We start from the raw sequence: 15,373 nt of genomic DNA, 5'->3' as shown, positions 1-15,373 counted from the left end.
GTCGCGCTGTACGCCATGTATCCAGAATCTTTCCTCGCCTTTCGTATTCACGATGAAGGCGGCACGATCGCTGCGCGTTTCGAGACGATAGGTCTGGACGATATCGCCGAGGGCGAGGTCGTCATCAGGGTCAGCCATTCGACGATCAACTACAAGGATGCCTTGGCGGCTACCGGGGCGGGCAAGATCCTGCGTCGGTATCCGCTGGTGGGCGGCATCGACCTGGCCGGCGAGGTCGTCGCATCGGTTGATCCGGCCTTTACCGCCGGCCAGCAGGTGCTGGTGACGGGCTGCGGCCTCTCCGAGACACATGACGGCGGGTACGCGCAGTACGCGCGCGTCAAGGCGGAATGGGTGATTCCGATTCCCGCCGGTCTGGACGCGTTCCAATGCATGGCGATCGGTACGGCGGGATTCACGGCGGCATTGGCGATCCACCGAATGGAGCAGAACGATCAGCGTCCGCAAGCGGGGGAGATCGCCGTCACGGGCGCGACCGGCGGAGTCGGCAGCCTGGCGATCGACATGCTCGCGGCGCGTGGCTATACCGTGGTCGCTGTGACCGGCAAGGACTCCAGCGCGCCCTACCTGCGGGAAATCGGCGCCGCGCGCGTCTTGCGACGTGAACAGATCGACCTGGGGTCGCGGCCGCTGGAGCAGGCCTGCTGGGCGGGGGCCATTGACAATGTCGGCGGCGAACTGCTGGCCTGGCTGACGCGTACCACCCAGGTTTTCGGCAATATCGCCAGCGTCGGCATGGCGGCCGGCATGGAGCTGAATACCACCGTCATGCCGTTCATCCTGCGCGGCGTGAGCTTGCTGGGCGTCAATTCCGTCTTTACACCGCGGGCGTTGCGCCTGGCGGTTTGGCAGCGGCTGGCAAGTGATCTGCGTCCGCGCCATCTGGATCGGATCGTGACCCGGACGATCGACTTCGAGGAGCTTCCCGGTGCGTTCCGGGCGTATCTCGAAGGTAGCGTGACCGGTCGGACGGTCGTGCGCATCGGCGCCGGCTGAGGCCGGCGCCGGCTACGGGGATTCCCGTGGATGTTGCCGAATAGCGCGGAGTCTGCATGCCCCGGACCCTCTTGATCGACGGCGCCGAGAAACTCGGCTTGGCCTTGAGCGAGCGGCAGGCGGCGCAATTGATCGGTCTGCTCGATGAATTGGATGATTGGAACCGGCGCATGAACCTCACGGCTATTCGCGAGCGTTCGCAGCAGGTTACCAAGCATTTGCTGGATAGCCTGTCGATACAGGCTTTTTTGCGCGGCAGGCGTATCGCCGACGTCGGTACCGGTGCAGGGTTTCCCGGGCTGCCGCTTGCGCTGGTCAATCCCGGCTCGCATTTCACCCTGATCGATGCCACGGCCAAGAAGCTGACATTCGTCCAGCATGCGGCACGCTTTCTGAGTCTCGATAATGTCGAGGTCGTGCATGCTCGTGCAGAGGCTTACCGGCCGCTGGAGCGTTTCGATTGCGTACTGTCGCGCGCCGTGGGGCCGGTGCGGAATTTCGTGAAATGGTGCGGCCATTTATGTACTGGCGGGGGGCGACTGCTGGCTATGAAGGGCCGTTATCCCGGGCAGGAGATCGAGAAGCTGCCCAGCGGCTGGAAAGTGGCGGCCGTGCAGCGGCTCGAGGTGCCGGGCCTGGACGAAGAGCGGCATCTTGTGGAAATCTGCCGTTCACACGACAAAATCTGATATTCCTGTCCTGGGGCATCGCTGTGGTTTGATATCTTTAGGGGGAGAAGACGCTGGCGAGCCCTGGAAGGCTCGACGAGGATTCTTCGTGCGCCGACAGACGCCGCAGCCTGGTCCCCGGCCGGGCTGCTGACCTTGGAAGCTGGCAGACTCCCTGGATTTTCATGTATCGCATTCTCGCTATCACGAATCAGAAGGGCGGCGTCGGCAAGACGACGACGAGCGTCAATCTCGCCGCCTCCCTGGCAGCGACGAAACGTCGTGTGCTGCTCATCGATATGGATCCGCAGGGTAATGCCACGATGGGCTGCGGTGTGGACAAGCTTACCGTAGATCGTTCAACGACCGATGTACTGCTGGGTCAAGCCGACATTGCATCGGCGATGCTTGAAGTCGAGTATGGAGACTTCAAGCTGCTGCCCGCCAACCAGGATCTGGTGGTCGCGGAAGTGGCGCTGATGGGTAAGCCGGGCTGTGAGACTCGGCTGCGCGATGCCCTGCAGCCGGTGCTGCACCAGTTCGACATGATACTGATCGACTGCCCGCCGGCGCTCAATATGTTGACGGTCAATGCGCTGGTCGCAGCCGAAGGCGTACTTATTCCGATGCAGTGCGAGTACTACGCGCTGGAAGGGCTGAGCGCCCTGGTCGGTACGATCGAGCAGATCAAGGCCGGACCAAATCCGCGGCTGGAGATCGGCGGCATCCTGCGGACGATGTTCGATCCACGAAACAACCTGTCCAACGAAGTCTCCTCGCAGTTGATCGAGCACTTTCGCGAAAAGGTTTTTCGGACCATCATCCCCCGCAACGTGCGCTTGGCGGAAGCGCCGAGCTACGGCAAGCCTGCGTTGCATTACGATCGCGAATCACGCGGCGCCCTGGCGTATCTTGCATTGGCCGGGGAGATGATCCGCAGGGGCGAGGAGGGGTCGAAGGCTTCGCTGCAGGACGGCGGGGACGGCGGCTAGACGGCATCATCGCGCCGGCTACGTACCGCAAGGGGGCGGCGCGGGCCGGACCCGGAGCATCAAGCTCGATATATGAGGCTCGACGTGTCGGGCGCGAACCTTAGTCAAGAATGGCAAGTATGGCGACAAAACGACCAAGTCTCGGACGACCGCTGGGTGCATTGCTAGGACAGCCTGCGGTGGGGGTTGCGGGGACCGGCGTGCAGCGATCCGATGAGGAACTGCAGAAGCTGCCGGTCGATCTGCTTCAGCGCGGCAAGTATCAGCCTCGCATCGATATTCGCACAGAAAGTCTGCAGGAGCTGGCTGATTCAATTCGGGCGCAGGGGGTCATACAGCCGATCGTGGTGCGGCCGCTCGATGATCCTGGCTTGCAAGATCGGGCGCCAGGTCAGGGTGGATCGGTGCGACGCTATGAAATCATCGCCGGCGAGCGGCGCTGGCGTGCGGCGCAATTGGCGGGGCTGCACGAGATTCCTGCCGTCATACGCCGGGTTCCTGATCAGGCTGCGGTGGCCATGGCGCTGATCGAGAACATCCAGCGCGAGAATCTCAATCCGCTCGAGGAAGCGCGCGCGCTGGATCGTCTGATCGGTGAGTTCGAGATGACCCATGCGAGCGCAGCCGAGGCGGTCGGCCGCTCCCGGGCAGCAGTCTCGAACTTGCTGCGCCTGCTAGAGCTGTGCGACGAAGTGAAACGGCAGGTCGAGACTCGTGAACTGGAAATGGGCCACGCGCGCGCGCTGCTGGCACTGGAGAATCCTCGCCAGCAGGCGCAAATCGGTGCGCGGATCGTACAGCAAAAATTATCGGTTCGCGAAACTGAAGCGCTGGTCAAGCGCCTGCGGGCCCAGCCTTCCGGCAAGGCGGCGCGGTCGGCGGCGCGCGCCGATCCGAACATTCGCAAGCTGGAGGGGGATTTGAGCGAGAAGCTCGGCGCCAAGGTGAGTGTGCAGCATTCCGGCTCCGGCAAGGGGCGGCTCGTCATCAGCTATCACACCCTCGATGAGCTTGACGGAATACTCGCACACATCCGTTGATTCGGCATTGCATCGTCATCGAGCAGGATCAGCGATCCGCCGCCATGGCGGGCCACCCGCGGCACGGTTGGCCGCATACGCAGCGGCAGCAGCGGATTTTCATAGTGCATCGGCCCGGAAACACGGGAGACCGGGCAGATGCTCTTCTTTTGTGCGGCCTGCAGCAGCTTGGCTGGAGCGCGTATTCCTGCAAGGCGTGCCGCTGTTCGGTGCGGGACTGATATTTGCCTCACAGGTGCAAGCGCAGATTCGTGTCGATGCGTATTTCGACGAACCGCAATGGCAGGAGGCAGTGCGCTGCGACGACTGGCACCGTATCGAGCCGTTTGCGCTGGATGAGCCGCGTTACCGCAACGAACTGCGCATCCTGTCGGCCGAACGGGGCCTGGCAGCAGCCTTCGTCATCGATCAGCCGCCCGGTGAGCGGCGGATACGGCCGCGTACGCCTCGTGACGCTGAAAACCTGGTCGGTGACACGGTTGCGCTAATGATCGATTTCGATGCCACCGGTCAGGTGGGTTACGAATTCAGCGTGGGTCTGGGCGGCGGCGTGCGCGATGGCTTGATCACGAACCAGAACCACTTCGATCGCGACTGGGACGGGTCCTGGCAGTACGCGGTGCGTGAGACCGAGGACCAATGGTTCGTGGAGTTGTTCATTCCCTGGTCGGATATCAGGTTGCGGGACTCGCAAGCCGAGACTCGCAGCATTGCGATCTATGCGACGCGCTACCTGTCCGAGCGCGCGGAACGTTACGCCTGCCCCGGTATTTCCAGTGAAACAGGCGTCTTTTTGAGTGATTTCAAGCGCCTGGAGGTCAGGCGGCATACGGCCGGAGGACGCTTCGACCTGGTTCCGTATGCCAGCGTCATCACCGATCTGATTCGCGACGATATGCGGATGAAAGCCGGCGCGGACCTGTCCTGGAAGATTTCTCCGCGCATGTGGTTGACGGCCACGCTGAACCCGGATTTCGGCCAGATCGAGAGCGATGAACTGGTGGTGGACTTCTCGGCGATAGAAACCGTGTTCACCGATAAGCGGCCCTTCTTCACCCAGAATCACGGTCTGTTCGATCTGCGTACGCCGGCCAATGGGCAGCTCATCTATACCCGGCGGATCGGCGGCTCGCCCGATCATGGTCCGGGCGGTTCCACGGACATCGATGGTGCTTTCAGATTGACGGGCAGCGTCGGCCCGCTGATCTACGGCGGTTTCGTCGCCTGGGAGGATGGCTATGCTCAGGATCAGGGCCGCTTGTTCTCGGCGCTGCGCCTGGCGGCGCCGTTGGAGCATGGCCGCTTGGGGTACCTGGCGACCTGGACCGACAGGCCGGCGCTGGATCGCGACGCCTTGATCAATGCGTTGGATTTCGAGGTGACGCCGAACAACGACTGGCGCGTTGCCGGCCAGTTCATTCGCACGGACATCGGCACGGCCGGTCTGGACCTGAGCCTGCCGGGCCTGGATTCGCTGACACCGCCGCCGCGCCTGAACCCGGCGAATGCCACAGGATATGAAAGCTGGCTGCAGGTCGATTTCAATCAATCGGCCTCGATGCGTCATAGCCTGAAGCTGCTGCATATCGATGATCGCTTCGATTTGAACGATTTAGGCTACATGGAGCGCAACGCCTTGAAGCAGGTCGAATGGGATATCCGCCGACGGGTAGCCAGCACCGGCGGCAGCCGTATCAGCGGCGAGACCCAACGGCTGTACGCGCTGTACCGGGAGAACACCCGAGGAGAGCACCTGCCCTCGCGCCTGCAGGTGTCGCGCGACGTCCAGTATGCGAGCATCTGGCGTTCCTACCAGGAGCTGCGTTACCTCAGCGGCGGCATGGATGATCTATTGTCGCGGGGCAATGGTCCGGTCCGGATCGATGCGCGGCTGGATGCCTACTTCGATGTGACCTCGCCGCGAATCGGCGACTGGCAATTCACATTAGGCGGCTATGTTTTCCAGCAGGGACTGCGCGACTATTCGCTGCGGCTGCAAATGCTCACGAGCTGGTATCCGACCGAAACCTTGACCTTGCGTCTGGACCTGCTGCCGCAATACTTCGGTGACTGGCTGTTGTGGGAGCATGGCCGCGAGTTCGCCACTTACCGTGCCCGGCGTCTGGATCTGGATTTCCGGCTGGACTGGATTCCTGCGCCGCGCCACGAACTGCGCGTCAAATGGCAGTGGATCGGCATCGATGCCGATATCTTGCGCACTTATCGTTCGGACCCGGACGGCCGCCTGCGTATCCTGGATGCGGCCGAGTACAGCCCTCCCGGGTTCACGGTCGGCAGCCTCGGCCTGCAGATCCGCTATCGTTACGAGATGGGGCCGTTATCGGAGATATTCCTGGTGTACGGCCGCGGTGGATACGACATGCTCAGGGACGATCGACGCGACATACCCCGGTTGCTGTGGGATCTGGGCAGTGTCCGCGATGCCGACCAGATCATGCTCAAGCTGCGCTATCGCCTGTAGCGCGGCGGATCGACCGGTGCCCGGTTCCTTGGCGCCAAGTTCCTTGAAGCACCGCAGGGCGCTGAGTATAATGCGCGGCCTTTTCCGGCCGGACTGGTATTTTCGGCTGGATATTCGGGGATGAGCGATGCCACACGTTGCCGGCGATCCGGCCCAGCGCAGTGGCATTTTTGTTGCCCGTCGAATGGGTGAGGCGACGATCGATGCCCCGGGGCCGATGCTCCATTTGGTGCCGTGACCTGAGCCGTGGGCCTGGTCATGGACGTGTCGAGCGGATCTGCCGGGAGTGCGGCGGTGAGTGTGAGTTTGGCGGCGACGCCGACCGGGCAGGCAATACGAATCCTGCGCTGGCAAGTGCTTGGCGTCGGTCTCTCTGCGGCTATAGCCGCAATCCTGTGGGACGCTGGGATCGGCAGAGCGGTGCTGGCGGGAGGGGGTATTGGCGCCATGCCGACCGTGTATGTCGCGCTGGCGCTGCTGCGAAGCAGCCTCAGCGCAGGAGCCGCTCCGGTGAGCGTGCTACGCGTTTTTGCGGGCTGGGTGATCAAGAATGTACTGACCATCGCTCTGCTGGTCATTGCATTTCGATCCCGCGCCTTCGCACCGCCGGCGCTGTTGGGCGGGGTGGGCGTGGCGCTGGCCGCCTACTGGCTGTGTATGGTTTTGGGTCGGGTGAAGCATGCGAATTCCGTTGATAGCGGGTGAAGGCGGCGATGCCGGCGGGATGTCCGCCTACATTGCGCATCACTTGCAGCATCTGGCGAGTGCAAAACAGACCGCGCTGTTCGATTCCTCCATCGTGCACTGGGATACATTGTCCTTCTCCCTGTTGTGCGCCGCGATTTTCCTGCTCGTCATGCGTGCCGCCGCCAAGCGTGCCACCGCCGGCGTGCCCGGCAAGTTTCAACTGGCGGTGGAAATGCTGGTCGAAATGGTGAATGAACAGGCCCGCACCCTGGTCAAGGGAGATCTGACCTACGTCGCACCCCTGGCGCTCACGGTGTTCGGTTGGGTGACGTTGATGAATGCCATCGACCTGCTGCCGGTCGATTGGTTTCCGACGGCCGCCAGCGCCGTGGGCGTGCATTATCTGCGCCCGCTGCCGACGGCGGATCTCAACGCCAGCTTGGGCATGGCCATCGGCGTCTTGCTCCTGGTCTTCTACTACAGCATCAAGATCAAGGGGCTCGGCGGCTGGGCGCATGAACTGGTTTGTGCACCGTTCGGCATGGTCAATCTGTCGTTCAATCCCCTGACCTGGGTCGGCGCCGCGCTGCTGGCCATCGCGAATCTGGCGATGAATATCGTGGAATATGTATCCAAGACCTTGTCACACGGCATGCGGTTGTACGGCAACATGTATGCCGGCGAGCTGATCTTTTTCCTGATCGCGGGCCTGGGCGGCAGCCTCACGGTGGCCGGCGTGGCGCTGCATTTGATCACCGGCACGGCCTGGCTGATCTTCCATGTGCTGATCGTGCTGTTGCAGGCATTCATTTTCATGATGCTTACCCTGGTCTACATCGGCCAGGCGCACGACCATCATTGAACGAGTCTGATCGAACGATTGAGATTGAATGGATCTGGAGCGATTCCCTGGCTTGAGCACAGGGGATCATCGGTTATCGGCGGATAAGGTTTCGACTTTTCAACTCGGAGAAAACTCATGACGGACATCGGTTTTGTCGCTCTTGCCTGTGGTTTGATCATCGGCCTGGGCGCCATCGGCGCCTGTATCGGTGTCGGTATCATGGCGGGCAAGTACATCGAAGCATCGGCGCGACAGCCGGAACTGATGAATGCCCTGCAGACCAAAGTCTTCCTGTTGCTGGGCCTGATCGACGCGTCCTTCATTATCGGCGTGGGTATCGCGCTGTGGTTCGCGACCGCCAATCCGTTCATGGGCTGACCGGTCTGGTCGAATGGCACGCGGCCGATCGGACTTGGACCGGCCGTTGCGGACCGGCCTGCCGGCGGCGCGCGTAGCACGCCGACCGGAGGCTCCCCCGATTCGAGCAGGGCAACACGTCTCATGAATCTAAACGCAACACTGTTCATTCAGTCGGTGGTATTCCTGATCCTCGGCTGGGTCACGATGCGCTTCATCTGGCCGCCGCTGATTGCCGCTATCGAGGCGCGCCAGCGCAAGATCGCCGAGGGTTTGGCCTCGGCGGAGAAGGGCGAAAAAAGCCTGGCCGAGGCGAAGTCGGTCGCGGCCGATCTGGTGAAGGAAGCGCGCATCCAGGCAGGCAAGATCATCGATCAGGCGAATCGCCGTTCGAACGAGTTGGTCGAAGAAGCGCGCGGCACGGCGATCGCCGAAGGGCAACGCTTGGTATCCGAGGCGCGCCAGGAAGTGGCTCTCGAGTCCGGCCGTGCACGCGAGCAGCTGCGCAAGCAGGTGGCGGGAATCGCGGTGGCCGGGGCCGGCAAGCTGTTGGGTCGTGAAATCGATGCGAAGGCGCATAGCGACCTGTTGGAGCAGCTGGCCCTCGAAGTGGAGAAGGGCTGAGGTCCTTTAGCGAGGCCGCCTCCGGGAGCAACTCATGGCAGAGAAAGTAACCATCGCCAGACCCTACGCCAAGGCGGCGTTCGAGTTTGCACGCGAGCACGGCGCACTGGCGCGCTGGTCGGATTTTCTGGCGAATGCATCGGCGATCGTCACGGACGATCGTGTCGCGAAGCTGCTGCTGAGTCCGCGTGTCATGCCGGCCGATCTGGTCGAGGTGATTGCAGGAGTCTGCGCCGATTCGTCCGGCGAATCCCCCGACAAATCCGCCAACGAAACCCTTGATGAGCCGATGAGCAACTTCCTCGAAACGCTGGCGCACAATCGTCGGCTGGCCCTGTTGCCGCAGGTTGCGGCAATTTTCGAGACGCTGCGTGCGGATGTCGAGAATATCGCCGACGTACAGGTTACCTCCGCCATGGTGCTGGACGATGTACAGCGCACCCGCCTGCGCGATGCGCTGGCCAAGCGTCTGAAGCGCGAAGTACGCCTGCATGTCGATATCGACCCATCGCTGATCGGCGGTGCGATCGTGCGTTGCGGGGATTTCGTCATCGATGGATCGCTAAAGGCGCGGCTGCAGCGCCTGGCCACCGAGCTTACGCACTAAGGATGCGCCGGTGCGCGGCACCGGCGTCGTGATACGGCTGGCGAGGGCGCCGGCGAAGAACAATGTCTTAAGGAGCCGCGGGCGTGTCGCCCGCGGCTCGAACGAGGTACCGGGAACATGTCCATCAAGGCATCTGAAATCAGCGATTTGATCAAGGCGCGCATCGAAAAGTTCTCGAGCGCCACCGAGGAGCGCAATGTCGGTACGGTCGTGACCGTCACCGACGGTATTGTGCGCGTGCACGGCCTGGCCGACGTCAAGTACGGTGAAATGCTAGAGTTTCCCGGCGATAGCTTCGGTCTGGCACTGAACCTGGAGCAGGACTCGGTCGGTGCGGTCGTGCTGGGCGAATACAAGCATATCGTCGAGGGCGACACGGTGCGCACGACGGGACGCATCCTGGAAGTGCCGGTGGGCGAGGGCCTGCTGGGCCGCGTCGTGGATGCGCTGGGCAGGCCCATCGACGGCAAGGGTCCGATCCAGGCGGCCTATCATTCTCCGGTCGAGCGCGTGGCGCCGGGCGTCGTGTACCGTAAGTCCGTCAGTCAGCCGGTGCAGACCGGTTACAAGGCCGTCGATGCCATGGTGCCCGTCGGCCGCGGCCAGCGTGAGTTGATCATCGGCGATCGCCAGACCGGCAAGACCGCGCTGGCGGTCGATACGATCATCAATCAGAAAGACAGCGGCATCAAGTGTATCTATGTCGCGATCGGCCAAAAACAAAGCTCGATCGCGAACGTAGTGCGCAAGCTCGAGGAACACGACGCGATGAAGCACACGATCATCGTGGCTGCGTCCGCCTCCACGCCGGCCTCGATGCAATACATCGCTCCCTACGCCGGTTGCGCGATGGGCGAGTATTTCATGGACAATGGCGGCGATGCCTTGATCATTTACGACGACTTGACCAAGCAGGCCTGGGCATACCGCCAGATCTCGCTGTTGCTGCGCCGGCCGCCGGGCCGCGAAGCCTATCCCGGCGACGTGTTCTATCTGCACTCGCGTTTGCTGGAACGTTCCGCACGCGTCAACGAGGAATACGTGGAAAAGAAGACCGAAGGACGCGTCAAGGGCAAAACCGGCTCGCTCACCGGCCTGCCGATCATCGAGACCCAGGCAGGCGACGTGACGGCCTTCGTGCCGACCAACGTGATTTCGATCACCGACGGACAGATCTTTCTGGAGGGCGACCTGTTCAACGCGGGCATCCGCCCGGCCATGAACGCGGGTGTCTCCGTGTCCCGAGTCGGCGGTGCAGCGCAGACCAAGATCATTTCCAAGCTCGGCGGCGGCATTCGCCTTGCCCTGGCGCAATACCGGGAATTGGCGGCGTTCTCGCAATTTGCATCGGATCTGGATGAATCGACCCGCCGTCAATTGGAACGCGGTCAACGGGTCACCGAGCTGATGAAGCAGAAGCAGTATGCGCCGATGTCGGTGGCCGAGATGGCGCTGTCCATCTATGCGGTGAACAACGGCTACATGGACAAGGTGGAGATCAAGAAAATCAACGCCTTCGAAGCGGGTCTGCAGGCTTTTGCGAAAACGAACTACAAGGCGGCGATGGATGCCATCAACGCCGATCCGGTGCTCTCGACCGAGAACGAGGCCCAGCTCAAGAAGATTTCGGAAGAGTTCGCGACCACCGGTACCTACTGATGGCTGGCGTCAAAGAAATACGCGTCAAGATCGCGAGCTTCAAGAGTACTCAGAAGATCACCAAGGCCATGGAGATGGTCGCCGCGAGCAAGATGCGCAAGGCGCAGGATCGCATGCGCGCGACGCGTCCCTATGCACAGAAGATCCGGCGCGTGATCGGACACCTGCGGCTCGCGAATCCGGATTTCAAGCACCCGTTTCTGGTCGAACGCGAGGCGCGATCGGTCGGCTTCATCATCATCACGACCGATCGCGGTCTGTGCGGCGGCCTGAACGTCAATCTGTTCAAGGCCACGCTGGCAGCAATGCGCGAATGGCAGCAAAAGGGCGCCAGCATCAACCTGTGCCTGATCGGTTCCAAGGGCGTACAGTTTTTTCGCCGTATCGAGAGTGCACAGACACTAGCGACCGTGACGCACCTGGGTGATCGTCCGCACGTTGCCGATCTCATCGGCACCGTAAAGGTGATGCTGGATCAGTATCGTGAGGGCAGCCTGGATCGCTTGTTTCTGGTGAACAATGAATTCCTCAATACGATGAGCCAGAAACCCATCGTCCAACAGGTTCTGCCGGTGCTCACCGAAGACGAGGGCGAGTTGCAGAAGATGTGGGACTACATCTACGAGCCGTCCGCGGAGGAGATGCTGGACGGTGTGCTGATGCGCTATGTGGAATCGCAGGTTTATCAGGGCGCCGTGGAAAACGTCGCCTGCGAAATGGCCGCCCGCATGGTGGCGATGAAGAGCGCCACCGACAATGCCGGCAAGCTGATCGAGGAACTGCAGTTGATCTACAACAAGGCGCGCCAGGCAGCGATCACCAAGGAAATCAGCGAGATCGTCGGCGGTGCGGCCGCGGTCTAGCAACGGATCGGGGCTTACTGAAATCCAAAGGGTGACCTGAAGTCGATGACGCCGGACAGGGCGGCAGACCGCAGGTCACTTACGCGAAACGGTTAGAGGAACGAGTCAATGTCTACCGGCAAGATTGTGCAGATCATCGGCGCGGTCATCGATGTGGAATTTCCGCGCGACAGTATTCCGCGGGTTTACGAAGCGCTCAAGCTCGAGGACGCCGACCTGACGCTCGAGGTGCAGCAGCAGCTGGGCGATGGCATCGTGCGCACGATCGCCATGGGCGTATCCGAAGGCTTGAGCCGCGGCATGACGGTCAAGGCCACCGGCGCGCCGATTTCCGTGCCGGTCGGCAAGGGAACTCTGGGACGCATCATGGACGTGCTGGGCACGCCCCAGGACGAGAAGGGTCCGGTGCAGGCCAAGGAGCAGTGGCCGATCCATCGCCCGGCGCCGGCCTACGACGAACAGGCCGGCGGGCAGGACCTGCTGGTCACGGGCATCAAGGTCATCGATCTGCTGATCCCCTTCGCGAAGGGCGGCAAGGTAGGCTTGTTCGGCGGTGCGGGTGTCGGCAAGACCGTCAACATGCTGGAGCTGATCAACAATATCGCCAAGCAGCATTCCGGCCTGTCCGTGTTCGCGGGCGTCGGCGAGCGTACCCGTGAAGGCAACGACTTCTACCACGAGATGATCGAATCCGGTGTCATCGATACCGATGACCTGTCGAACTCTAAAGTAGCGATGGTCTACGGGCAGATGAACGAGCCGCCGGGCAACCGTCTGCGCGTTGCGCTGACCGGTCTGACCATGGCGGAGTATTTCCGCGATGAAAAGACCGAAACCGGCAAGGGCCGTGACGTGCTGCTGTTCATCGACAATATCTATCGCTATACGCTGGCCGGCACCGAGGTATCCGCGCTGCTCGGACGCATGCCCTCGGCGGTGGGTTATCAGCCGACTTTGGCCGAGGAAATGGGCGTGCTGCAGGAGCGCATCACTTCGACCAAAACCGGTTCGATCACCTCCATCCAGGCCGTCTACGTGCCCGCCGACGATCTGACCGACCCCTCCCCGGCGACCACCTTCGCGCATCTGGACGCGACCGTGGTGTTGTCGCGCCAGATCGCCTCCCTGGGTATCTATCCGGCAGTCGATCCGCTGGATTCCACCAGCCGTCAGCTCGATCCGCTGGTCATCGGCGAAGAGCACTATAGTATCGCACGCGGCGTACAGGCCGTATTGCAGCGTTACAAGGAACTGCAGGACATCATCGCGATCCTGGGTATGGACGAGCTGTCGGAAGACGACAAGCGCACCGTATCGCGGGCGCGCAAGATCCAGCGGTTTCTGTCGCAGCCTTTCAACGTCGCGAAGGTGTTCACCGGCCAGGACGGTAAGATCGTGCCGCTCAAGGAAACCATCCGCGGCTTCAAGGGCATTCTCGACGGTGAATACGACCATCTGCCGGAACAGGCCTTCTACATGGTGGGCGGCATCGACGAGGCGGTGGAAAAAGCAAAGACCTTGCAGTAAGACGCCATGGCAACTTTACACGTCGATATCGTCAGCGCCGAAGGCGAAATCTTCTCCGGGGAGGCCGCGATGGTCTTCGCACCGGCGATCATGGGTGAGATCGGCATTGCGCCGCGCCACGCACCGCTGCTGACTACGCTCAAGCCGGGCGAAGTCCGGGTCCAGACGCCGGCGGGTGAAGAGCAGTTCTTTTATGTCTCGGGCGGCGCGCTGGAAATCCAGCCGCACCTGGTGACGGTGCTGGCCGATACGGCTTTGCGTGCCCGGGATCTGGACGAGGCTGCCGCGCTGCAGGCGAAGCAGCGCGCCGAGGAAGCCCTGCGCGATCGCGGCAACAAGATGGAGCTGGCCGAGGCGCAGGCCGAACTGGCGCGGGCCATCGCCCAGATCAAGGCGATCGAGAAACTGCGCAAGCTGAAGCAATGATGCCTTGCTGACGACCGGCTCAAGGAAAGAATGCGCCCTTCGGGGCGCATTCTGCTCTGTGTCGCAGTTCGACGCCTGATTCCAGGTTACCCTGTCCAAAGTCTGTACGAAATGGCGAGGGCCGACTCGTATGCCGCTGTCAATCGTCGTTCTTGCCGCCGGGCAGGGAAAACGCATGAAGTCCGATTTGCCGAAGGTGCTGCAGCCTTTGGCCGGCCGCCCGCTTCTGGAGCATGTGCTCGACAGTGCTCGCACCCTGCAGGCGGAGACGATCCACGTGGTCCATGGCCATGGCGGCGAGCAGGTTCGTGAAGCGCTGGCCGATGCACCCGTTCAATGGGTCCTGCAGGCCGAGCAGCTCGGCACGGGGCACGCGGTTGCACAGGCGATGCCCGCCATTCCCGACGATCACCAGGTACTGATCCTGTATGGCGATGTGCCGCTGGTGCGCCGGGAAACCTTGGTGCAGCTGCTGTCGCGGTGTGACGAGCGCTCCATCGCGGTATTGACCGTGGAGCTGGCTGACCCGACCGGTTACGGCCGGGTGGTGCGCGATGCCGCCCGAAACGTGGTGCGTATCGTGGAGCAGAAGGATGCAAACACCAAGGAGCAGGCCATCAAGGAGATCAATACCGGCCTGATCGCCGCCCCCGCGGCGGCGTTGCGCCGCTGGCTGGCCGCGCTGAAGAACGACAATGCCCAGGGTGAGTATTATCTGACCGACATCATCGTCATGGCGGCCCGTGAAGGATTGCGTATCAATGCCGTCATCGCTCCCACCGAGGCGGAGGTGATGGGCGTGAACGACAAGATTCAACTGGCAAGCCTCGAAGCGGAGCTGCGAGTTCAGCGGGCCCGTGCCCTGATGATCGAGGGCGCCACTTTGGTGGATCCTGCTCGTACCGACATCCGCGGCAAGGTGGGGGTTGGGCGCGATGTTTTCATCGATGTGAACTGTGTCCTGATCGGCACTGTCGAACTCGGCGATCGGGTGCATATCGGCCCGAACTGTTACCTGAAGGACTGCCGGATCGAGGCTGATACCCGTCTTCATCCGAACTGCGTCATCGATAGCGCGACCATTGGCCCGCGCGGCTCGATCGGGCCGTTTGCACGCCTGCGTCCCCACAGCGTGCTGCACGAGGAAGTCCATATCGGCAACTTCGTGGAGGTCAAGAACAGCGATATCGGCGCCGGCAGCAAGGCCAATCATCTGACCTATTTAGGCGACGCGACCCTGGGGCGAAAAGTCAACGTAGGCGCCGGTACGGTGACCGTCAATTATGATGGCGCCAACAAATGGCGAACCGAAATCGGTGACGAAGCGTTCATCGGCTCGGGGGCCATGCTGGTTGCTCCGGTGAAGGTGGGGGCGGGCGCCAACACCGGTGCGGGTTCGACGATCACCAGGGATGCGCCGGCGGGCAAGCTGACCCTCGCGCGGGCGCGCCAGGTCACCATCGACGCCTGGAGGCGACCGGTTAGGAAGGCGGATACGGGGAAGCCGGGCTCGGAGAAATAGGCTGCGAAATAGGCTCCAGGCAGGTTCCGATGAGCGATCGGAGCCCGCGGTCCGGCGC

15 protein-coding genes are annotated in these 15,373 nt (G+C 62.2%); all 15 read left to right on the top strand.

The features are described 5' to 3' along the window. The first annotated feature begins 15 nt into the window (after window positions 1-15). The 15 genes from ACG33_RS15255 (at window position 16) to glmU (ending at window position 15,315) form a co-directional block, all read left to right on the top strand. Window positions 16-1,017: an oxidoreductase gene (locus ACG33_RS15255; RefSeq protein ID WP_066922498.1), complete on the top strand. Its 1,002-nt coding sequence runs from the start codon at window positions 16-18 to the stop codon at window positions 1,015-1,017. Window positions 1,018-1,073: 56 nt separating this feature from the next. After that, window positions 1,074-1,706 (top strand): 16S rRNA (guanine(527)-N(7))-methyltransferase RsmG, encoded by a 633-nt coding sequence (gene rsmG, locus ACG33_RS15250; protein WP_066922496.1) that lies wholly within the window; start codon window positions 1,074-1,076, stop codon window positions 1,704-1,706. A gap of 164 nt (window positions 1,707-1,870) precedes the next feature. After that, window positions 1,871-2,677: a ParA family protein gene (locus tag ACG33_RS15245; protein WP_066922494.1), complete on the top strand. Its 807-nt coding sequence runs from the start codon at window positions 1,871-1,873 to the stop codon at window positions 2,675-2,677. 119 nt (window positions 2,678-2,796) lie between these two features. Further along, window positions 2,797-3,717, top strand: coding sequence for a ParB/RepB/Spo0J family partition protein (locus ACG33_RS15240; protein ID WP_066922492.1), 921 nt, complete (start codon window positions 2,797-2,799; stop codon window positions 3,715-3,717). A 151-nt stretch (window positions 3,718-3,868) separates the two neighbouring features. Beyond that, window positions 3,869-6,199 carry a DUF5916 domain-containing protein gene (locus ACG33_RS15235; protein WP_066922490.1) on the top strand — a complete coding sequence of 777 codons (2,331 nt, stop codon included), beginning with the start codon at window positions 3,869-3,871 and terminating at the stop codon, window positions 6,197-6,199. A gap of 294 nt (window positions 6,200-6,493) precedes the next feature. After that, entirely contained in the window at window positions 6,494-6,904 is a 411-nt protein-coding gene (locus ACG33_RS15920; RefSeq protein WP_168160119.1) for an ATP synthase subunit I, read from the top strand. Then, window positions 6,891-7,748, top strand: a complete 858-nt coding sequence (atpB, locus tag ACG33_RS15225) for a F0F1 ATP synthase subunit A (protein WP_407696505.1) — start codon at window positions 6,891-6,893, stop codon at window positions 7,746-7,748. The genes ACG33_RS15920 and atpB overlap by 14 nt, the downstream gene beginning before the upstream one ends. Before the next feature lie 117 nt (window positions 7,749-7,865). Next, a complete protein-coding gene (gene atpE / locus ACG33_RS15220; RefSeq protein ID WP_066922485.1) occupies window positions 7,866-8,108 on the top strand; it encodes a F0F1 ATP synthase subunit C in 243 nt (80 codons plus the stop codon). Window positions 8,109-8,231: 123 nt separating this feature from the next. Beyond that, window positions 8,232-8,711 (top strand): F0F1 ATP synthase subunit B, encoded by a 480-nt coding sequence (locus ACG33_RS15215; protein ID WP_066922483.1) that lies wholly within the window; start codon window positions 8,232-8,234, stop codon window positions 8,709-8,711. 34 nt (window positions 8,712-8,745) lie between these two features. Next, complete coding sequence (locus ACG33_RS15210) at window positions 8,746-9,318, top strand: F0F1 ATP synthase subunit delta (protein ID WP_066922481.1); 573 nt, start codon at window positions 8,746-8,748, stop codon at window positions 9,316-9,318. A 117-nt stretch (window positions 9,319-9,435) separates the two neighbouring features. Continuing rightward, entirely contained in the window at window positions 9,436-10,977 is a 1,542-nt protein-coding gene (gene atpA / locus ACG33_RS15205) for a F0F1 ATP synthase subunit alpha (protein WP_066922479.1), read from the top strand. Beyond that, entirely contained in the window at window positions 10,977-11,840 is an 864-nt protein-coding gene (gene atpG / locus ACG33_RS15200) for a F0F1 ATP synthase subunit gamma (protein ID WP_066922477.1), read from the top strand. Before atpA ends, atpG begins: the two co-directional genes overlap by 1 nt. Before the next feature lie 108 nt (window positions 11,841-11,948). Then, window positions 11,949-13,367, top strand: coding sequence for a F0F1 ATP synthase subunit beta (gene atpD / locus ACG33_RS15195; protein ID WP_066922475.1), 1,419 nt, complete (start codon window positions 11,949-11,951; stop codon window positions 13,365-13,367). A gap of 6 nt (window positions 13,368-13,373) precedes the next feature. Next, window positions 13,374-13,793, top strand: a complete 420-nt coding sequence (locus tag ACG33_RS15190) for a F0F1 ATP synthase subunit epsilon (protein WP_066922473.1) — start codon at window positions 13,374-13,376, stop codon at window positions 13,791-13,793. Window positions 13,794-13,929: 136 nt separating this feature from the next. Beyond that, window positions 13,930-15,315, top strand: coding sequence for a bifunctional UDP-N-acetylglucosamine diphosphorylase/glucosamine-1-phosphate N-acetyltransferase GlmU (gene glmU, locus ACG33_RS15185; protein WP_066923584.1), 1,386 nt, complete (start codon window positions 13,930-13,932; stop codon window positions 15,313-15,315). Window positions 15,316-15,373 lie beyond the last annotated feature (58 nt).

Source organism: Steroidobacter denitrificans, from assembly GCF_001579945.1.
In the GTDB taxonomy this organism is placed as follows: Bacteria; Pseudomonadota; Gammaproteobacteria; order Steroidobacterales; family Steroidobacteraceae; genus Steroidobacter; species Steroidobacter denitrificans.
This window is presented reverse-complemented; position numbering and strand designations above follow the sequence as displayed.